Here is an 18,500-nt window from a genome sequence, read left to right on the forward strand (position 1 = left end):
GCGACGGCATGACGCCAAGCCGGCGTTCAGCTTCTTGCCGCTATACTGATAACGTCGCGCCGCTATACTGGCCGGCCGCGATTCGGAGCATAATTCTTTCATGATCGGACTTATTCTGGTCACGCACGGGGCGCTCGCAGACGAATTCATCCATGCGATGGAGCACGTTGTGGGGCGCCAGAGCGATATTGTCGGCGTTTGCATCGGGCCGAATGACGACATGGAGAAACGCCGCAAGGAAATTGCCGACGCGATTCGCCGCGTCGACAGCGGCGACGGCGTGATTATCCTGACCGACCTGTTCGGCGGAACGCCGTCCAACCTCGCCATTTCGCTGATGCAGGCGGGCCGGGTGGAAGTGATCGCGGGGATCAACCTGCCGATGCTGATCCGGCTGGCGAAGGCGCGCAATTGCATGGGCGTGCGCGAAGCGACCGCCGCCGCGCGCGAAGCCGGGCGCAATTACATTACCGTCGCGTCCGAATTTCTGGGACAGGATGCGCTGCAATGACCGACCTGGGGGGGAGCGATCTGGAAGGAAGCGATGCCGGCGGAGACGCGCAGGCATCGATCCTGCGTGAAACGCTGACGATAACCAACAAGCGCGGGCTGCACGCGCGCGCCAGCGCCAAGTTCGTCAACACCGTGTCGAAACTGCCCGACGGAGTGGAAGTGACGGTCATCAAGGACGGGACCGAAGCCGCGGGCGGCTCTATCCTCGGCCTGATGATGCTGGGCGCGGGGCAGGGCGATACCGTGGAACTGGTCGTTTCCGGCGATGGCGCGGTGGCCGATGCCGCGTTCGCCAAGCTGGCCGGGCTGGTGAAGGACGGTTTCGGCGAGGACTGACCGCCGCCGGACGTTACCTAGCCCTGGACCGCAGCAAGCCAATGCCCCGCCGTCACATCACCGGATTCTCCAATCCCACCGTCAAGTTCGTGCGGTCATTGCGCGAAAAGAAGCATCGCAAGCGCGAGGGCAAGTTCCTTGCCGAAGGCCTGCGCCTGTTGACCGACGCGCGCGAATGCGGGCGGCTGCCCAAAATGCTGCTGATGGCGGAAGGGCGCGATCCGCACCCCTTGCTGGATGCGCTGGAACAGGCGGTGGAAGGCGCGGGCGGCGAAGTGATAGAGCTTCCGGGCGAAATCCTTGCCAAGGTGACGGGCAAGGACAATCCGCAGGCCGTTGCCGGCGTTTTCGCCGAATTCGACACGCGACTGGACCGCATTGACCGTTCTGCCGCGCCGATCTGGCTGGTCGCGCATGCGCTGCGCGATCCGGGCAACCTTGGCACGATGCTGCGTACGGGCGATGCCGTGGGCGCGGGCGGGTTGATCCTGATCGACGATTGCGCCGATCCCTTTTCGGTGGAAGCGGTGCGCGCCAGCATGGGCGCGGTGTTCACGCAAGGGATCGCGCAGGCGCGCTGGGATGAATTCCTGCCGTGGTTGCGCGGGGGAGAAGGGCAGCTTGTCGCCGCTTCCCTGCGCGATGCGCAACCCTATCGCGGCGCGCCCTATGCGGCCCCGTGCTTCGTGATGGTCGGCAACGAATCGCGCGGATTGCCGGAGGAATACGAAATGGCGTGCGACTTGCGCGTGACGATGCCGATGCGCGGGCGGGCGGACAGCCTGAACGCCGCCGTCGCCGGCGCGGTGCTTGCCTACGAGGTGCTGGCGACCCTCGAAAACCGGGGATAACGCGCGCGCCGTTCAGGAAGCGCAAAGCCTTGTGCGCTATTGTGCGGTGCATCATGAAGATGCCGGCTGCCCTGCTGCTTGTCGCTATTGCCGCCCTTGGCGGATGCACCACCGCGCGCTCTCCGGGGTGGTCGCTGGCGGGCACGGCCTGGCAAATCACGCAGATCGATGGCCAGGCGCCCGCAAAACCCGATGCGGCGCACGTGCGTTTCGAAGGCGACCGGCTTTCGGCCAGTGTCGGCTGCAATGCGATTGGCGGGAAATACCGCGTGGACGATAACCGGCTGATCGCCGGGCCGCTGATATCGACGCGCAAGTTCTGCGATGGGGAAGTTGGCGCGCAAGAGCAGGCGGTAAACGCCCTGCTGGCCGCCGCGCCGATCGTCAGCCATGATGGTGACAGGCTGCAACTGGATTCGGGCGGCCACACGCTCGACCTGCGCAAGAAATCCTGACGGGCGTTTCGTGATCCGCGCCTGACGCGCGGCAGCGCGTTCAATTCCCGGCCCGTTCAGTCCCCAGCCCGTTCAGTCCCCGGTGACGAAGGCGGTGATCTGCCACGTTCCGTCGCGGCGTTCGGCGATCAGCCTGTAATCCAGCACGCTGCGCAGTTTCGCGGTCAGCACATAGCCGTCCTGCTTTCCGGCGCGGGTGCGCACCGGGGTGTACTTCGCCGTCGAATCGAACTTGCCGCCCGGCACGGCAACCATCGGCCAGTCGAGCGTGGCAAGCGTGCGCGCATCGGCATCGGGTTTTGCGCGCAGCGGCACCGCCTCGCCCGTGACCAGCATCGTATCATAGGGATCGATTCCGGTCGGCAGGTTCCAGAAATACCACGGCATCGCCACGATCCCGTCCGCCACCGCACAGCCGAGCGGCATGATGCGCGAAAGCTGGCTCCACAGCCCGCGCCTGCGATCGGAAAGCCGTTTGCGCAGTTCCGCGCGGCCCGATCCGCCGCCATAGTCCAGCTTGACCTCTGGCCGGGCCAGCCGGGCGAAGGCATCCGCGTCCTTTTCGGCAACGGCTTTTGCCAGCCGTTCGTGGAAGGCGCTCCATCCGGGCAGCGATGCGCAATCGTTGCGCGGGGCGAAGCGTTTTTCCGCGACCGGCTTCGGACCGGCACCGCTCGTAGCGGGGGATGTCGGGGCGGGGGCCTGAGACGCGGCGGGTGCCGGGGATGGATGCGGCGTGGAAAGCGAAAGCGTTGGCAGTGCGGCAGGCGCGTCTATCGCAATCTCGCGAGCGGGTTCGTTTGGCGAGGCCGAAGGCGTGGCGCGCACCGGGACGATGAGCGCGGGAGAGGGCGCCGGCGAAGGGACCGGAAGGGGCGGAACCGGAGGCGGGGCGACTGCGGCCGGCGGCGGCGGGGCAGGCGCCTCGGCGGCGGCAGGTGCCTCGGCCGTGAGCCGCGCCTCTGCCTGCCTTGCGCCATGGGCCTCGCGCTGGCATCCGGTGAGGGAGCAAACGGCAAGGGCCAGCATCGTGGAGGTCGCCAGCAGCCGAGCCGATATTGCCATGCCTACCCCTTTTGTGCCGAATCCCCGTTCGTGGCTTCAACGTCCGGTAGCGCCGACTGTTCCGTTAGGGCTTCCGCGTGGCGCGGAACAGCTTCGATCTCGTCGATATCCTCAACTTCGCGCTTGCCGATTTCTATGCCCTTGTCTTTCAACCGGCGCGCGCTCGACATCACGTTGCGTTCGAAGCTTCCGACGAACTTGTTGTAGTTGTTGACCGCCGATCCCAGGCCCGATCCCACGCGCTTCAGGTGTTCGCCTGCCGTGGCGATACGGTCATACAGTTCACCGGCCAGTTCGCCGATCGCGCGCGCTTCCTGCGCCAGCGCATCCTGCCGCCATACCTGCGCCACGGTGCGGGCAATGGCGACAAGGTTGGTGGGCGTTGCCAGCAGCACCTTGTTGCGGAACGCATAATCCCAAAGCTCCGGATCGTGTTCGAGCGCGGCGGCCACGAAGTGTTCGCCCGGCACGAACATCACGACGTAATCCGGCGCATCGTCGAACTGGCTCTGGTACGATTTGGCGCCCAGCGCCTGCACATGGGTGCGCATGGATGCGACGTGCGCTTTCAGTGCGGCATCGCGCGTTGCGTCGTCGTTCGCCTCGAAGGCTTCCTGATACGCGTTGAGCGATACCTTGGCATCGATCACCAGCACCTTGCCGCCCGGAATGCGGACGATCGCATCGGGCCGCAGCCTGCCGTCCTCCGTATCGATCGAATGTTCGGTAATGAAATCCGTGTGTTCGGACAGGCCGCACTGTTCCAGCAGGTTCTGCAACGCGCGTTCGCCCCAGCGGCCGCGCGCCTTGGGTGCATTGGTAAGCGCGTTGCCCAGCCGCGCGGCTTCGGCCTTCACCTGTTCCTGCCCGGCGCGCATCTGTTCGATCACGCCTTTCAGTTCACCGAACGAATCGACGCGCTTCGCTTCCAGCGCGGCAACCTGTTCCTCGTAGCTTTTCAGCCTCTCGTTGACGGGCTTCAACAGCGAGGCGACCGCTTCCTTGTTCGCCTTTTCCGAATTGCCGAAGCGTTCGCCCGCCGATTTCAGGAATTCTTCCTGCGCCTTGCCGAGCACTTTCGATCCGGTCAGCTCGAACTCCTTGCGCAGCGATTCCTGCGCTTCGATCAAAAGCCGCTTCTGTTCGTCGAAGTTCGCCGCCTTTTCGCGCAGCGTTGCCAGTTCGGTCGAAAGCTGGCGCTGTTCGCGTTGCAGCGTTTCAACCGCCTGGGCATGATCGCGCCGTGCGGCGTCCAGCGTTTCCGCCAGTGCGTCGGCCTGTTTCGCGCGTTCGCTGGCACCGGCAAGGTCGGTAATCGCCTGGCGGAACCTTTCGTCCAGCGCCTTTGCCTCCGCATCGCGCTCCGCATGACGCGCACGCCATTCGGCGACGGGACGCGAGGCGAAATAGAAGCCGAGCAGCAGGCCGACGACAAGCCCGGTGACAAGCGTGAGGATGGCAAGAAGTGTAGGGTCCATCGTGCGATCCTATGCGGAACGCAACGGGAACGCCAGAGGGGATCGGGAATATCCCCCGGCCAGTTGCCTCACGCCGCCTTGCGCAGCTTGTCCAGCTTCTTCAGCGCCATGTTGCGCTTCAGGCGGGACAGGTGGTCGATGAACAGGATGCCTTCGAGGTGGTCCATCTCGTGCTGCAGGCACGTGGCCATCAGCCCTTCCAGGTCTTCCTCGTGCGTCTTGCCGTCCAGATCCTGCCAGCGCACGCGGCAGCGGGCCGGGCGTTCGACTTCGGCATAGATCTCGGGCACCGAAAGGCAGCCTTCGTTATAGACCGAATGTTCGTCCGACGGGTCGAGAATCTCGGGGTTGATGAAGAGCCGCGGTTCCTTTTTCGTGGGCTGGTGGGTGTGTTCGTGCCCGCCATGGTTGCACACTTCGGGCTCCGCGTCGGGATCGTCGGGCTGGAGATCGATCACCAGAACGCGCAGCGGCACGCCCACCTGAATGGCGGCGAGGCCGATGCCGGGGGCTTCGTACATCGTCTCGAACATATCGTCGACGAGCGTCCTGAGCTCGTCATCGAACGTGGTCACGGGTTCGGACACCGCCTTCAGGCGCGGGTCGGGAACTTCAAGGATCTCGCGAATAGCCATGCCTTGCAGATAAGCGCGATGAGAGCGGTTCGCAAGGAATCGTGCGCGCGGGAATTGCGATCAGCGTGATCGTTTGCCCACGCCCGGCGCGTCACGCTTGCGGGGTGGGCAAACGTGCCGGCTTAACCCACCGGCCTTCTGGCGCGCAGCGCCTGCGCCAGTGTGCCCTCGTCCAGATAATCCAGCTCGCCACCCACCGGCAGGCCATGCGCGAGTTGCGTCACGCGCACGGGCATGCCTTCGAGCCGTTCGGCGATATAGTGCGCGGTGGTCTGCCCCTCCAGCGTGGCGTTCATCGCCAGCACCACTTCGTCGATCCCGCCCGCGCCGATCCGGTCAAGCAGGCTGGCGATGGTCAGGTCTTCTGGCGTTACGCCGTCCAGCGCGGAAAGCCGACCGCCCAGCACGTGATAGCGCCCGGTGAACAGCCTTGCGCGGTCAAGCGCCCACAGGTCCGCCACGTCTTCCACCACGCAGATGCTGCGCTGGTCGCGGCGCGGATCGGCGCAGACGCCGCAGGGGTTCGACGTGTCGACGTTGCCGCAGGTGGAGCATTCGACCAGCGTATCGCGCACTTGCGCCAGTGCTTCCACCAGTTGCACCAGCGACGTTTCGCGCCGTTTGATCAACCACAGCACCGCACGCCGCGCCGAGCGGGGGCCAAGCCCCGGCAGGCGGGCGAGCGCGGAACTGAGTGCCTCGATCTCTTGCGATGCCATGGTGCGGGAGATAGGGCCGCGCAGCGTGATCGGAAAGACCGGAATGGGAAAAGACCAGGAATGCGCGTGATCTTCATGGGAACCCCCGGCTTTGCCGTTCCGGCGCTTCTGGCGCTGGCCGATGGCGGGCACGATGTGGTGGCCGCCTATACCCAGCCGCCGCGCCGGGCGGGGCGGGGCAAGAAGCTGCAGCCTTCTGCGGTGCAGCTTGCGGCCGAAGCACGCGGGATAGAGGTGCGCCATCCCCTGTCGCTGAAAGGAGTGGAGGAACAGGCCGCATTCGCCGCGCTCAAGGCAGATGTCGCGGTGGTCGCCGCTTATGGCCTGATCCTGCCGCAAGCCGTGCTCGATGCGCCGCGCCTTGGCTGCCTGAACGTCCACGCCAGCCTCTTGCCGCGCTGGCGCGGGGCGGCGCCGGTGCAGCGCGCGATCCTGGCGGGCGATGTGACAACCGGCGTTACCATCATGCAGATGGAAGCGGGGCTGGATACAGGGCCGATGCTGGCGAAAGCCGCCGTGCCGGTGGAAGGCAAGACGGCGGGCGAACTGACCGAAGAACTGGCGGAAATCGGCGCGCGGCTGATGGAAGGCGTGCTGGCCGAACACGAACGCTTCCACCCCGTTCCGCAAGGCGAGGACGGCGTTACCTATGCGAAGAAGATCGACAAGGCGGAAAGCCGGCTGGATTTCACGCGGGCGGCGGTGGAGGTGGAACGGCAGGTCCGCGCTTTCGCGCCCGCGCCGGGGGCATTTTTTGAGCTTGAGGGGGAACGCTATCGCGTGCTGGCGGCTTCGGTGGTCGAAGGCGCGGGGCAGCCGGGCACTACGCTCGACGATGCGCTGACCATCGCGTGCGGAGAAGGCGCGATCCGCCCGATCATGGTGCAGCGCGCGGGCCGCCCGGCGATGGATACGCCGTCTTTGCTGCGCGGGCGCGCGATACCGGCGGGAACGCGGCTCGGCTGATGCCCCGTTTCGCGCTCACCATCGAATTCGACGGCGGTCCCTACATGGGGCTGCAACGGCAGGCGCACGGGCCGTCTGTGCAGCAATCGGTGGAAGATGCGGCGTTCGAAGTGACGGGCGAAAAGGTTACGCTCCACGCCGCCGGGCGCACCGATACCGGCGTTCACGCGCTGGCGATGCGCGCGCATTTCGATCTGTCGCGCGATTTCGATCCGTTCCGCATGGGCGAGGCGCTGAACGCAAAGCTCAAGCCGCAGCCCATCGCCGTGCTCGATTGCCGGATCGTGCCCGATGACTGGCACGCCCGCTTTTCGTGCATCGGCCGGTCTTACCAATACCGCATCGCCAACCGCCGGGCGCCGCTGGCGCTGGAGGCGGGGCGCGCGTGGAGGATCGCGCGCGAACTGGACGCAGGCGCGATGCACGAAGCCGCGCAGGAACTTGTCGGCCTGCATGATTTCACCACGTTCCGCTCCGTCCATTGCCAGGCGCAAAGCCCGGTCAAGACGCTCGACCGGCTGGACGTGCGGCGCGAGGGCGATCACGTTATCATACGTGCGGCGGCGCGCAGCTTCCTGCACCATCAGGTCCGCTCCATGGTCGGGTGCCTGTCACTGGTGGGAGAGGGGCGCTGGACGCGCGCGGACCTTGCCGATGCGCTCGCCGCAAAAGACCGTTGCAAATTGGGACTTAATGCCCCACCCGAAGGGCTGTACTTCGTAAAAGCAACATATCCGGGAGAAGAGTGATGACCACCACGGGCAAGCAGATCTTCACGACGCTGGAAGCGGACGGCACGCTGACCGTCGAAGTGGCCGAATCCACGTTCCCCGATCCCACCGGCAACCAGGTGCTGGTGAAGATGGAGGCCGCGCCGATCAACCCTTCGGACCTTGCGCTGCTGTTCGGGCCTGCGGACCTGAAGAACGCGACCTATTCGCCGGGCAAGGTCGTCGCGAAAATGCCCGAACCTTTCGCCAGCGGGGCGAAGGGCCGCCACGGCCAGCGCCTGCCGGTGGGCAACGAAGGTGCGGGCACGGTGATTGCGGCGGGCGATTCGCCGGCGGCGCAGGCACTGGTCGGCCAGCGCGTCGCCTGCGTTCCGGGCCATGCCTATTCCGAATACGCGATTGCCGATGCGATGATGTGCCTGCCGCTGGGCGACATTTCCGCGCGCGACGGCGCTTCGGCTTTCGTCAACCCGATGACATCGCTCGGCTTTGTCGAGAACGCGAAGATGGAAGGCCAGAAGGCTATCGTCCATTCGGCGGCGGCTTCCAATCTTGGCCAGATGCTGCTGCGCATCTGCCAGGAAGACGGGATCGAACTGGTCAACATCGTGCGCAAGGCCGAACAGGCCGAACTGCTGCGGGGGATGGGCGCGAAATACGTGGTCAACTCGTCCGACCCGGACTTCATGAAGCAGCTTCGCGAAGCGATCGACGCGACCGACGCGTTTTACGGCTTCGATCCGATCGGCGGCGGCACGATGGTCGATTCGGTCTTCAAGGCGATGGAGCAGGTCGCCGTGTCGAAGATGAAGGACTATAACCGCTATGGCTCCAACCAGCAGAAGAAGATGTACATCTACGGCCGTCTGGACCTTGGGCCGACCATCCTGACGCCCGCATACGGCTTTGGCTGGACGCTTGCCGGATGGCTGCTCACGCCGTTCCTTGCCAATGCCGGAATGGAAACGATGCAGCGCATGCGCCAGCGCGTTCTGGACAACCTGACAACCACCTTCGCCAGCCACTACAAGGCCGAGGTCAGCCTTGAGGGCATGCTCGAAAAGGACGCGGCGATCGACTACGCCGCGATGAACACCGGCGAGAAGTACCTGGTCGTCCCCGCCTGACGCGGGAGCAAAACCGGCTCTTGTCCATTGTAAGGAGGAAGGGCGCGTCCGCGGCCCCCGCCGCACGCGCCTGCCCTTGCAATCACGGACAGGAGCATTGCCGATGGCGACCATCGCCGAACCCGAAGCGAAATTTACAGATACCCGCACGCTGCGCGAAAATGCGCGCAAGGACATAGAGCAAGGCCCGGTCACCTCGTCCTATCCCAAGGACCGCGAAGTGATCGTAGAACAGCTGAACAAGGCGCTGGCGACCGAGTGGGTTTGCGTGATGCGCTATATGCGCCACTACTACATGGCGGACGGTATGGTGTCTGAGCCGATCAAGGCGCATTTCCTGGCCCACGCTCAGGAAGAACAGGGCCATGCGGGCCAGTTGGCCGAACGCATCGTGCAACTGGGCGGAGAGCCCGACCTCGATCCCGCGACGTTTACCGGCCGGAGCCATGCCGAATACCGCGAAGGCAACTCGCTGAAGGACATGGTGAAGGAAAACCTTGTTGCAGAGCGTATCGCGGTGGAAGCCTACAAGGAACTGATCGCCTATGTGGCGGACCGCGATCCCACCACGCGCACGATGCTGGAAGGCATCCTGGCGATGGAAGAAGACCACGCCGACGAATTCCGCGACCTGCTGGAAGGCTGGCAGGGCGACTGATCCACGACCAGGCCCCGCATGAACGAAAAACGGCGCCTCCCATGCGGGGGCGCCGTTTTGCATTTGCAGTGCGATAATGCGTTACGCCTTGTGGGCGACGCTTTCCGGCAAATCCTTGTTGAACACCCGCTGGTAGTATTCGGCCACCAGCATGCGTTCGCTCTCGTCGCACTTGTTGAGGAACGAGAGGCGGAAGGCGAAACCCACGTCCTTGAAGATTTCCGCGTTCTGCGCCCAGGTGATGACCGTGCGCGGGCTCATCACCGTGGAGATATCGCCGCCCATGAAGCCTTGCCGGGTCAGGTCGGCCACGCGCACCATGTCGGCAATGGTCTTTTCGTCCATGCCCGGCACCTTCTTGTGCACGATCTCGCTCTCCACCGCGCCGGGCAGGTAATTGAGGCCGACGATGATGTTCCAGCGGTCCATCTGCGCCTGGTTGATCGCCTGCGTACCGTGATAAAGCCCGCTGGTATCGCCGAGGCCCACCGTGTTGGCGGTGGCGAACAGGCGGAAATAGGGGTTCGGGCGGATTACGCGGTTCTGGTCGAGCAGCGTCAGCTTGCCTTCGGTTTCCAGCACGCGCTGGATCACGAACATCACGTCGGGCCGCCCCGCGTCGTATTCGTCGAACACCAGCGCCACCGGGTGCTGCAATGCCCAGGGCAGCAGGCCTTCGCGGAATTCGGTGACCTGCAAGCCGTCGCGCAGCACGATCGCATCACGGCCGACAAGGTCGATACGGCTGATGTGGGCATCCAGGTTGATGCGCACGCAGGGCCAGTTGAGCCGCGCCGCGACCTGCTCGATGTGGGTCGACTTGCCGGTGCCGTGATAGCCTTGCACGATCACGCGGCGGTTGAACGCAAAGCCCGCCAGGATCGCCAGCGTGGTGTCCGGATCGAAGACGTATGTCTCGTCGATGTCGGGCGTCCGCTCGTCCGGCGCGCTGAAGGCAGGCACCTTCATGTCGATATCGATCCCGAAGGTCTCGCGCACGTCAACCTCGCGGTCGGGCGCGGTCAGGACGGTGCCTTCGGAATTGTCGGTCTTGATGTTGGATATCTCGGTCATCGCCCCCGTCGCCTATAGGGATGTAGCGCCTGCTGCAATATCCTTGGCCAACAGATTGCGATTTGCCGGCCGGGAGAATGCCCGTTGCGGAAGGTTTGCTGCGTTGCGCTGTCGCCCTTCGTCGGCAATGCGCGCGATTGAGTGGCCCGGTGCGCCGGTGCCGCCACGCCCCTGACGGCGCGCCTTTCGCCAGACCGCCTCTGAAAGGAAACGAGTGGAGACCGTGCGTCGGTGCCGGCGCTGGACACATACCAACCGGTTGGTATGTTGCGGCCATGATTCCGAATCGCCCCTTCCGTTCCCCTCCGCAAAACGCGCGCGGCAAGCTGCTCGAAGCAGGAATAAAGCTGGTGCGCGCAAACGGGTTCGCCGCGACGTCGGTCGATCAGCTGTGCACCGATGCGGGGGTTACCAAGGGCGCGTTCTTCCACCATTTCCCCAGCAAGGAAGCACTGGGCGTGGCCCTGGCGGACTATTGGTCCGAAAGCACCGGGGCCTTCTTCGCCGATGCGCCGTTCCACGCGCTGCCCGATCCGGTCGACCGCGTGCTTGGCTATATCGACTTGCGCATCGCCTTGCTGGACGGCCCGCCAGAGGCGTTTTCGTGCGTTGCCGGAACGATGGTGCAAGAGGCGTTCGGGTCCAGCGACGCAATCCGTATCGCCTGCGAAGCCAGCATCCTGGGCAATGCCCGCGCGCTGGAAGACGATATCGCGGCGGCGCTTGCCGCGCGAGGCGTGGAGGGCGTTACCGCGTCCAGCCTGGCGCAGTTCGTGCAGGTCGTGATCCAGGGCGCCTTCGTGCTCGCCAAGTCGCGCGGGGAACGCATCGCGGCCGATGTCGCGCGCGAACAGCTTGGCCACCTCAGGCGCTATTTCGAAATGCTCTTCAAACAGGAGACTTCAGATGCCGATGAATCCTGATGCTGCGATAGAAGTGACGGCCTTTGGCTGGGTGCCCGATTTCGCGCGCGGACAGGTGCGGGATCTGCGCGTGAGATGGGCGCTGGAGGAAGCGGGCCTTTCCTATCGCACGCGCCTGCTTACCGGAGAGCGGCCCGCCGAATATTATCGCGAACAGCCCTGGGGGCAGGTTCCGTTCTATCGGGAAGGCGCGCTGCAACTGTTCGAGTGCGGCGCAATCGCGCTGCACATCGCCGAACGATCCGAAGCCCTGTTGCCGCGTGACGAGGTGGGGCGCGGGCGGGCCATCGCCTGGCTGTTCGCGGCGCTCAATTCGATGGACGTTCCGGTGATGGGCCATGTCGTCGCCACGGCGTTCCATGCGGACGAGCCATGGTCGCCGGGCGCGTCGCGCGCGTTTGGCGAGTTTCTGCGCGGCCGCCTTGCCCGGCTGGGCGACTGGCTGGGCGACAGCGAATGGCTTGAGGATCGCTTTACCGTGGGTGACCTGATGATGGTGGCGACGCTGCGCAGCGATCTGGCGCTGGAGCATGCGCCGGACAATGTCGTTGCCTATGTCCGGCGCGGGGAAGCGCGCCCCGCCTTCCGCCGCGCGCTTGACGCGCACCTTGCGGACCTGTCCCCGGACCCGGCCTGACGGGCGTATCGCGTTCGCAAATCGGACCATTGGCGAGAGTTGGACGCCGAACCCCCGCACGATCTGCCGGCGATCTGCCGACAGGCCCGACATAAAGGAGCAGGACAATGGCTGACGGCTTCATCTGGTACGAATTGATGACCACCGATCCGCAGGCGGCGCGCGCGTTTTATCGCGCGGTGGTCGGCTGGGAGATCGAGGCGGAACCCGCCGGAGAGATGGATTACCGCATGATCGTGCGATCGGACGGTGGCCATGCTGGCGGCGTGTTGCGCCTGACCGACGCAATGCGCGACGGCGGCGCACGGCCCGGCTGGCTGGGATATCTCTACACCGCGGACGTCGATGCGCTTGTCGCCGCGACCGTGGCCGACGGCGGCAGCGTGCATATGCCCGCCGTGGATATGCCCGTCGGCCGCATGGCGATGATCGCCGATCCGCAGGGCGCGACGTTCTATGCGATGACGCCGGTCCCGCCCGAAGGCCGGCCCGATGCGCAAAGCGACGTGTTCTCTGTCGACCGGCCCCAGCACGTGCGCTGGAACGAACTGCAAAGCACCGATCCTGCCGCTTCGGTCGCGTTCTATACCGGGCATTTCGGCTGGACCCAGGAAGGCGCGATGCCGATGGGCGATCTGGGCGATTACATGTTCATCCAGCAGGACGGCGTGGGCATCGGCGCGATCATGCGCAAGCTGCCGCATGTGCCGGCCAGCGCATGGGGCTTCTATATCGGCGTCGACGATATCGACCGGGCGGTGACGGCGGTCGGGCCGGCGGGCGGCAAGCTGCTCGGCCCGGTCGAGCAGATCCCCGGCGGCGAGTTCACCGTCCACGCAGCGGACCCGCAGGGCGCGGCATTCGGACTGGTTGGCCCGCGCGGTTGATTGCATTATTCGTTCTATATATGTTCCAAACGCGAAGGGAGAGTCGCCGTGGCCGAATACACCTTCTACACCAACCCCATGTCGCGCGGGCAGATCGCGCGATGGGCGCTGCACGAGGCGGAGGTCGATTACGAGCAGGTGCTGGTCGACTGGGCGGACAGGCCCGCCGGGCTGATAGAGGCGAACCCGATGGGCAAGGTGCCCACCATCGTCCACCACGCCGAATGGGGTGACCGCGTGGTGACGGAAGCGGCGGCGATCTGCGCCTATCTTGCCGAAATGCACCCGGAGGCTGGGCTCGCCCCCTCGGACGAGGAAATGGCGGACTATTATCGCTGGATGTTCTTCGCGGCGGGGCCGCTGGAACAGGCGATCGTCGCGCGGTCGATGGGCTGGACCGTTCCGCCAGAGCGCGAAGGCATGGTCGGATTCGGATCGATGGCGCGGACGATGAACGCCATAGGCAGCCACTTCATGGAACACGACTGGGTTTGCGGCGGGCGCTTCACCATGGCCGATGTCTATGTCGGCAGCGCGATCGACTGGGGACTGAACTTCGGTTCCATCCCGCCAGAGCCCGAATTCGTCGCATATGCAGAGCGTTGCCAGGCGCGGCAGGCCTACAAGGCGGCCAAGGCAATCGACAGCAAGCTGATCGGGGAGAGCCGCAAATGACCGGTGTAACGCTTTGCCTGTGGTATGACGGGACCGCGCAAGATGCCGCGCGCTTCTATGCCGCGACCTTCCCGGAAAGTTCGGTGGACGCGGTGCACCGCGCACCCGCCGATTTTCCCGGCGGCCATGCGGGGCAGGTGCTTACGGTGGAATTCACCGTGCTCGGCATCGGGTGCATCGGCCTGAACGGCGGCCCCGCGTTTCCGCATACGCAGGCATTCTCGTTCCAGGTGGCGACCGATACGCAGGAAGAAACGGACCGGTACTGGAGCGCTATCGTCGGCAACGGCGGAGAGGAAAGCGCCTGCGGATGGTGCAAGGACAAGTGGGGCCTTTCCTGGCAGATCACGCCCCGCGCGCTGACGCAGGGCATGGCTGACCCGGACCCTGCCGTGTGCAAGCGCGTGTTCGAAGCGATGATGACGATGAAGAACATCGACATCGCCGCCATCGAAGCGGCACGCAAGGGAGCCTGACATGCACGAACTTACCGTAACCCGCCATATCGCCGCGCCGCCCGAAAAGGTGTGGCAGGTGATGACCGAACGCATGGGCGAATGGTGGTGCCCCGCGCCGTGGCGTGCGGTGATAGAGCGGATGGACCGCGCGCCGGGCGGCCGCTCGCTGGTCGTCATGCACGGGCCGGACGGGGAGGAAAACCGCCATCCCGGCTTCATCCTGGCCTGGGACGAGGGGCGCCGTATCGCCATGACCGACGCGATCGTGGACGACCTGCAACCCTCGGGGCCGTTCATGATAGGCATCTGGGAGATCGAGCCCGATGGAGCGGGAACGCGCTATACCGGCCGGGCGCGGCACTGGACGCCCGAGGCGCTGGCGCATCATCGCGAAATGGGATTCGAACCCGGCTGGGGCGCGGTGGCCGACCAGTTGAAGGCGCTTTGCGAAGCGCCCTGATTGGTTGCGGACGGCGGTCGCGCTTCGTACGGAAATCGGCCGGGGCGCGATAAACGGCGCATTGCCGCTCGTCTGCCGCCGCGTCACGCCCCGGCCCGGATCAATTACCTGTCTCCTGGTGCGGTTGGGCGTTGGAACTGTCGCCCGACGGGTCTAGGATCGCGGGCCGGGAATATTTGCAGGAAGGAATCGCGGACATGAGCATTTTCGACCAGATCCTTGGCCAGGTGGCCGGCAACGTCGACGTCCAGAATCTGGCCGCGAAAGTGGGAATCGATCCCGACCAGGCGGAAAACGCCATTGCCGCGCTGGCGGCGGGGCATCAGGCGAAGGGCGATACGGTGGAAGTCGCCGCCGCGAACACCGGGCTGGATACCGGCATCCTGCAACAGATCATGGGCCACATCGGCGGCGAAGGATCGCTGGGCCAGTTCGCCTCGATGCTGGGCGAACACCCCGACGCGCTGCAGAAGGTGAGCGGCTTCCTTGACCGGGACGGCGACGGCAACCCGATCAACGACGTGATGGGCATGGCCAAGGGCCTGTTCGGCGGCAACTGAGCCAGTCGATACGGACCTGACGAAAAGCCTGCCGGGGAATGCTGGACGCCGCCCTTTCACTGATGATGCTGGCCTGCATCGCCCTGCTTCTGGGCGCGGCCTATCTGTTCCGGCGCGGCGAACGCAAGCGCCCTGCGCTCATGGTTGTGGCCGCATTGGTGTTGGCGGTGAATATCGGGATATGGACCTTGCCGACGACGGGCGGCGATGCGCCGCTGAGCAAGGTGGAAGGGCGGTAGCCGCAAGGGCGACCGCCCGCCCCTTACTTGATCGGCGAATCGGGCGCGAGGCGCATGTCGAGGTAGTTGTCGACAGAGCGCATCAGGTCGTCCATCTCGTTCTCGAAGAAATGATTGGCGCGCGGAATTTCGTCGTGATGGATGGTGATGTGCTTCTGCGTGCGCAGCTTGTCGACCAGCTTCTGCACGGCGGACGGCGCAACGACCGTGTCGCCCGCGCCCTGGATGATGATGCCCGAACTGGGGCAGGGCGCCAGGAAGCTGAAATCGTACATGTTGGCCGGCGGCGCGATGGAAATGAAGCCGCGGATTTCCGGGCGGCGCATCAGCAACTGCATGCCGATCAGCGCGCCAAAGCTGTATCCGGCCACCCACGTGGTCTGTGCTTCGGGGTGGATCGACTGCACCCAGTCGAGCGCGGAGGCCGCGTCGGACAGTTCGCCGATGCCGTTGTCGAAGCTGCCCTGGCTGCGGCCCACGCCGCGGAAATTGAAGCGCAGGGTGGCAAAACCGCGCGCCACGAAGTCCTTGTAGAGCGCCTGGGTGATGCGGTCGTTCATCGTGCCGCCCGCCTGCGGGTGCGGGTGGAGGATCATGGCAACCGGCGCGCGCGGACGCGAAGCGGGCTGGAAGCGGCCTTCGAGGCGACCTTCGGGACCGGGGAAGATGACTGCGGGCATCGTGCTTGGTGGCTTTCCTGAAACGTGCGGGCCTAAATCGTGCGAACCGGCCCTGGGGCGGGGACTTCCCTTCTGCGGGGATGCGTCCACCAGCCGGGGGCTGTGAATTCGGAGAGCCGCCTATATAGAAACGGAACGTGCGAAAGCAATCATTCCGAACATCCGGAACCATGCGCAGACCATAAGCGAAGACCTTGCCAGACCGCATCTATCTCGATCACGCCGCCACCACGCCGCTGCGCCCCGAAGCGAAAGCGGCGATGGATCACGGCTTTTCCATCTGGGCCAACCCGTCCAGCCCGCACGCCGAAGGCCGCCGTGCGCGCGCCGCGCTCGAGGATGCGCGAGCGCGGGTAAAGGCGGCGCTGGAATGGGACGGGGAGGTGATCTTCACCAGCGGTGCAAGCGAGGCCGCGCAACTGGCGTTCGACAACGCGAACCTCCCCGGACGGGCTGCCAGCGCGGTGGAGCACGATGCGATCCTTGGGCCTGCCCGCGCGCGTGGCGCGCGGCAGGTTGCGGTGCGCGCCGATGGCGCGGTCGATCTCCAGGCGCTGGATCGCGCGGTGTCCGGGCAGGAAGATGGCGAAGGCGGCGTGGAGGAACGCACGCTGGCCGCGATCCAGCACGTCAATTCGGAAACGGGCAACCGCCAGGATATCGGCCTTGCTGCCGAAGTGGCGCACGGCAGGGGCGGCTTGCTGCTGGTCGACTGCGCTCAGGGCGCGGGCAAGTTCGCGGTGCCGCGGCTTGCGGACATGGCCATCGTTTCGGCCCACAAGTTCGGCGGGCCGATCGGCATCGGGGCGCTGCTGGTGAAGGATTATGCCCTGCTCAGGCCCGTCGGCGGGCATGAGCGCGGCTATCGCCGGGGGACGGAAAACCTGCCTGGCGCGCTGGGCATGGCGGCGGCGCTTGAGGCCTGCGCGCAGCCCTATGTCGATCCCGATGCGCTTGCCCCGCTTGACCGGTTCGCGGACGAAGTGCGCGCGCGCGGCGGGTGCTGGCTGGCAGACCGGTTGTCCGACCCCACGCCGTATATCCGCTCGCTCGCCATGCCGGGCATCGGCGGCAGCGCGCAACTGATGCGGTTCGACCTTGCCGGCATCGCGGTCAGCCAGGGCAGCGCGTGTTCAAGCGGGACGATGAAGCGCAGCCACGTGCTCGATGCGATGGGGCTGGACGCGGACATCGCGGGGCGCACGATCCGCATCAGTTTCGGGTGGAACACGACCCGCCGTGAGGTCGAACGGTTTTGCGAGACCTGGCTGGATATGGCACCCAGGGCCGCATGATCTATCTCGACTACCAGGCGACAACGCCGCTCGCCCCTGAAGCGCGCGAGGCGATGCTGCCTTGGCTGGGCGGGCCGGAAACCACGGGGTTCGGCAACCCGCACAGCGCGCACCGGATGGGGCGCATGGCGATGGCGGCGGTGGAGGTTGCGCGCGAACAGGTGGCGAAGCTGCTGCCGCCGGGCGGCCGCGTGGTGTTCACCAGCGGCGCGACCGAGGCGTTGAACCTTGCGATCCTTGGTTCGGGCGCAAAGCGGCTGGCGGTTTCGGCGATCGAGCACGGCGCCGTGCTCGACACCGCGCGCGTCGCCGATCCCGCGCTGCGCGTTATCCCGGTGGATGGCGACGGGCTGGTCGCCCCAGACGCGGAAATTCGCGCGGGCACCGGGCTTGTCGCGGTGATGCAGGTGAATAACGAGATCGGCACGGTCCAGCCGGTCGATGCGCTGGCGGACCGCGCCCGTGCGGCAGGCGCGCTTTTCCTGTGCGACGCGGTTCAGGGCGCGGGCAAGATCGAAGCGCCGAAAGGGGCGGACCTGATCGCGCTTTCCGCCCACAAGCTGTATGGCCCCAAGGGCATCGGCGCGTTGTGGGTGCGCGACGGGGTGAATCTGTCGCCCGTCCAGCACGGCGGCGGGCAGGAAGGCGGCTTGCGGTCCGGCACGCTGTCCCCCGCGCTTTGCGCCGGGTTCGGCGCGGCGGCAGCCCTGTGCATGGAACGGTGGGAAAGCGATGCACAGTATGTGGAAAAGCTGTGGACGCGGCTTCGCGCGCATTTCGCGGGCTGGACGCTCAACGGCAGCGCGGATGCGCGCTGGCGCGGCAATTGCAATATCCGGAAGGAAGGGCTGGACGTCGCAAGATTGATGTCCGATTGTCGCAACATCGCCATCTCGGCGGGGTCTGCGTGCGCGAGCGGATCGGGGCGTCCAAGCCACGTCCTTCGCGCGCTGGGCCTGACAGACCGCGAGGCGAAGTCCGCGATCCGGATCGGGTTCGGACGTTATACCGGAGAGGACCAGATTGACGAAGCTGCCGCGCAGATCCTCGCCGCGGCCGACGCGCAGGGAGTTTGAGC

Annotated in this window: 24 protein-coding genes; 18 read left to right on the plus strand and 6 right to left on the minus strand. The window is 65.7% G+C overall.

Annotated features, from left to right (window positions below):
* The first annotated feature begins 100 nt into the window (after nucleotides 1–100).
* From RXV95_RS04870 to RXV95_RS04885, 4 genes are read left to right on the plus strand one after another with little or no spacing between them, the layout of a single operon-like run.
* Entirely contained in the window at nucleotides 101–511 is a 411-nt protein-coding gene (locus RXV95_RS04870; protein WP_338467886.1) for a PTS sugar transporter subunit IIA, read from the plus strand.
* Nucleotides 508–849 (plus strand): HPr family phosphocarrier protein, encoded by a 342-nt coding sequence (locus tag RXV95_RS04875; RefSeq protein WP_338467887.1) that lies wholly within the window; start codon nucleotides 508–510, stop codon nucleotides 847–849. The genes RXV95_RS04870 and RXV95_RS04875 overlap by 4 nt, the downstream gene beginning before the upstream one ends.
* Before the next feature lie 41 nt (nucleotides 850–890).
* Nucleotides 891–1,700, plus strand: a complete 810-nt coding sequence (locus RXV95_RS04880; RefSeq protein WP_338467888.1) for an RNA methyltransferase — start codon at nucleotides 891–893, stop codon at nucleotides 1,698–1,700.
* Nucleotides 1,701–1,753: 53 nt separating this feature from the next.
* Nucleotides 1,754–2,155 (plus strand): META domain-containing protein, encoded by a 402-nt coding sequence (locus RXV95_RS04885; RefSeq protein ID WP_338467889.1) that lies wholly within the window; start codon nucleotides 1,754–1,756, stop codon nucleotides 2,153–2,155.
* 72 nt (nucleotides 2,156–2,227) lie between these two features.
* On the opposite strand, the gene RXV95_RS04890 is transcribed toward RXV95_RS04885, so the two are convergent.
* The 4 genes from RXV95_RS04890 to recR all read right to left on the minus strand — a co-directional run bounded on the left by RXV95_RS04890 (nucleotide 2,228) and on the right by recR (nucleotide 6,052).
* Nucleotides 2,228–3,220: a hypothetical protein gene (locus RXV95_RS04890; protein WP_338467890.1), complete on the minus strand. Its 993-nt coding sequence runs from the start codon at nucleotides 3,218–3,220 to the stop codon at nucleotides 2,228–2,230.
* 2 nt (nucleotides 3,221–3,222) lie between these two features.
* Entirely contained in the window at nucleotides 3,223–4,698 is a 1,476-nt protein-coding gene (rmuC, locus tag RXV95_RS04895; protein ID WP_338467891.1) for a DNA recombination protein RmuC, read from the minus strand.
* Nucleotides 4,699–4,766: 68 nt separating this feature from the next.
* Nucleotides 4,767–5,333 (minus strand): peptide deformylase, encoded by a 567-nt coding sequence (def, locus tag RXV95_RS04900; RefSeq protein WP_338467892.1) that lies wholly within the window; start codon nucleotides 5,331–5,333, stop codon nucleotides 4,767–4,769.
* Nucleotides 5,334–5,455: 122 nt separating this feature from the next.
* Nucleotides 5,456–6,052 carry a recombination mediator RecR gene (gene recR / locus RXV95_RS04905; RefSeq protein WP_338467893.1) on the minus strand — a complete coding sequence of 199 codons (597 nt, stop codon included), beginning with the start codon at nucleotides 6,050–6,052 and terminating at the stop codon, nucleotides 5,456–5,458.
* Nucleotides 6,053–6,112: 60 nt separating this feature from the next.
* Here recR and fmt point away from each other — a divergent pair, with 60 nt between their 5' ends.
* From fmt to RXV95_RS04925, 4 genes are all read left to right on the plus strand, one after another.
* Nucleotides 6,113–7,018 carry a methionyl-tRNA formyltransferase gene (gene fmt, locus RXV95_RS04910; protein ID WP_338467894.1) on the plus strand — a complete coding sequence of 302 codons (906 nt, stop codon included), beginning with the start codon at nucleotides 6,113–6,115 and terminating at the stop codon, nucleotides 7,016–7,018.
* On the plus strand, nucleotides 7,018–7,767 hold the full coding sequence (gene truA, locus RXV95_RS04915) for a tRNA pseudouridine(38-40) synthase TruA (RefSeq protein ID WP_338467895.1): 750 nt from the start codon (nucleotides 7,018–7,020) through the stop codon (nucleotides 7,765–7,767). Before fmt ends, truA begins: the two co-directional genes overlap by 1 nt.
* On the plus strand, nucleotides 7,767–8,876 hold the full coding sequence (locus RXV95_RS04920) for a zinc-binding dehydrogenase (RefSeq protein WP_338467896.1): 1,110 nt from the start codon (nucleotides 7,767–7,769) through the stop codon (nucleotides 8,874–8,876). Before truA ends, RXV95_RS04920 begins: the two co-directional genes overlap by 1 nt.
* 103 nt (nucleotides 8,877–8,979) lie before the next feature.
* Complete coding sequence (locus RXV95_RS04925) at nucleotides 8,980–9,534, plus strand: ferritin-like domain-containing protein (RefSeq protein ID WP_338467897.1); 555 nt, start codon at nucleotides 8,980–8,982, stop codon at nucleotides 9,532–9,534.
* Between the two features lie 81 nt (nucleotides 9,535–9,615).
* On the opposite strand, the gene cobS is transcribed toward RXV95_RS04925, so the two are convergent.
* Nucleotides 9,616–10,608, minus strand: a complete 993-nt coding sequence (cobS, locus tag RXV95_RS04930; protein ID WP_338467898.1) for a cobaltochelatase subunit CobS — start codon at nucleotides 10,606–10,608, stop codon at nucleotides 9,616–9,618.
* 275 nt (nucleotides 10,609–10,883) lie between these two features.
* Between cobS and RXV95_RS04935 the strand changes: the two genes are divergently transcribed.
* From RXV95_RS04935 to RXV95_RS04970, 8 genes are all read left to right on the plus strand, one after another.
* Nucleotides 10,884–11,531: a TetR/AcrR family transcriptional regulator gene (locus RXV95_RS04935; protein WP_338467899.1), complete on the plus strand. Its 648-nt coding sequence runs from the start codon at nucleotides 10,884–10,886 to the stop codon at nucleotides 11,529–11,531.
* The gene (locus RXV95_RS04940; protein ID WP_338467900.1) at nucleotides 11,515–12,168 is read left to right on the plus strand and encodes a glutathione S-transferase family protein; all 654 of its coding nucleotides are present in this window, start codon (nucleotides 11,515–11,517) and stop codon (nucleotides 12,166–12,168) included. The genes RXV95_RS04935 and RXV95_RS04940 overlap by 17 nt, the downstream gene beginning before the upstream one ends.
* 107 nt (nucleotides 12,169–12,275) lie before the next feature.
* A complete protein-coding gene (locus RXV95_RS04945) occupies nucleotides 12,276–13,055 on the plus strand; it encodes a VOC family protein (protein ID WP_338467901.1) in 780 nt (259 codons plus the stop codon).
* Between the two features lie 48 nt (nucleotides 13,056–13,103).
* A complete protein-coding gene (locus RXV95_RS04950; RefSeq protein WP_338467902.1) occupies nucleotides 13,104–13,730 on the plus strand; it encodes a glutathione S-transferase family protein in 627 nt (208 codons plus the stop codon).
* The gene (locus RXV95_RS04955) at nucleotides 13,727–14,206 is read left to right on the plus strand and encodes a VOC family protein (RefSeq protein WP_338467903.1); all 480 of its coding nucleotides are present in this window, start codon (nucleotides 13,727–13,729) and stop codon (nucleotides 14,204–14,206) included. Before RXV95_RS04950 ends, RXV95_RS04955 begins: the two co-directional genes overlap by 4 nt.
* Before the next feature lies 1 nt (nucleotide 14,207).
* The gene (locus RXV95_RS04960) at nucleotides 14,208–14,648 is read left to right on the plus strand and encodes an SRPBCC domain-containing protein (protein WP_338467904.1); all 441 of its coding nucleotides are present in this window, start codon (nucleotides 14,208–14,210) and stop codon (nucleotides 14,646–14,648) included.
* A gap of 197 nt (nucleotides 14,649–14,845) precedes the next feature.
* A complete protein-coding gene (locus tag RXV95_RS04965) occupies nucleotides 14,846–15,208 on the plus strand; it encodes a hypothetical protein (protein WP_338467905.1) in 363 nt (120 codons plus the stop codon).
* A 38-nt stretch (nucleotides 15,209–15,246) separates the two neighbouring features.
* Entirely contained in the window at nucleotides 15,247–15,447 is a 201-nt protein-coding gene (locus RXV95_RS04970; protein ID WP_338467906.1) for a hypothetical protein, read from the plus strand.
* 23 nt (nucleotides 15,448–15,470) lie between these two features.
* Here the strand turns inward: RXV95_RS04970 and RXV95_RS04975 are convergent, their stop codons facing one another.
* Nucleotides 15,471–16,127 carry an alpha/beta hydrolase gene (locus RXV95_RS04975; protein WP_338467907.1) on the minus strand — a complete coding sequence of 219 codons (657 nt, stop codon included), beginning with the start codon at nucleotides 16,125–16,127 and terminating at the stop codon, nucleotides 15,471–15,473.
* Between the two features lie 194 nt (nucleotides 16,128–16,321).
* On the opposite strand from RXV95_RS04975, the gene RXV95_RS04980 reads away from it, so the two are divergent.
* Together RXV95_RS04980 and RXV95_RS04985 are read left to right on the plus strand one after the other, a co-directional pair.
* Nucleotides 16,322–17,422, plus strand: coding sequence for an aminotransferase class V-fold PLP-dependent enzyme (locus tag RXV95_RS04980; RefSeq protein ID WP_338467908.1), 1,101 nt, complete (start codon nucleotides 16,322–16,324; stop codon nucleotides 17,420–17,422).
* The gene (locus RXV95_RS04985) at nucleotides 17,419–18,498 is read left to right on the plus strand and encodes a cysteine desulfurase family protein (protein WP_338467909.1); all 1,080 of its coding nucleotides are present in this window, start codon (nucleotides 17,419–17,421) and stop codon (nucleotides 18,496–18,498) included. Before RXV95_RS04980 ends, RXV95_RS04985 begins: the two co-directional genes overlap by 4 nt.
* Nucleotides 18,499–18,500: the final 2 nt, after the last annotated feature.

This window comes from Novosphingobium sp. ZN18A2 (assembly GCF_036784765.1).
Lineage (GTDB): Bacteria > Pseudomonadota > Alphaproteobacteria > Sphingomonadales > Sphingomonadaceae > Novosphingobium.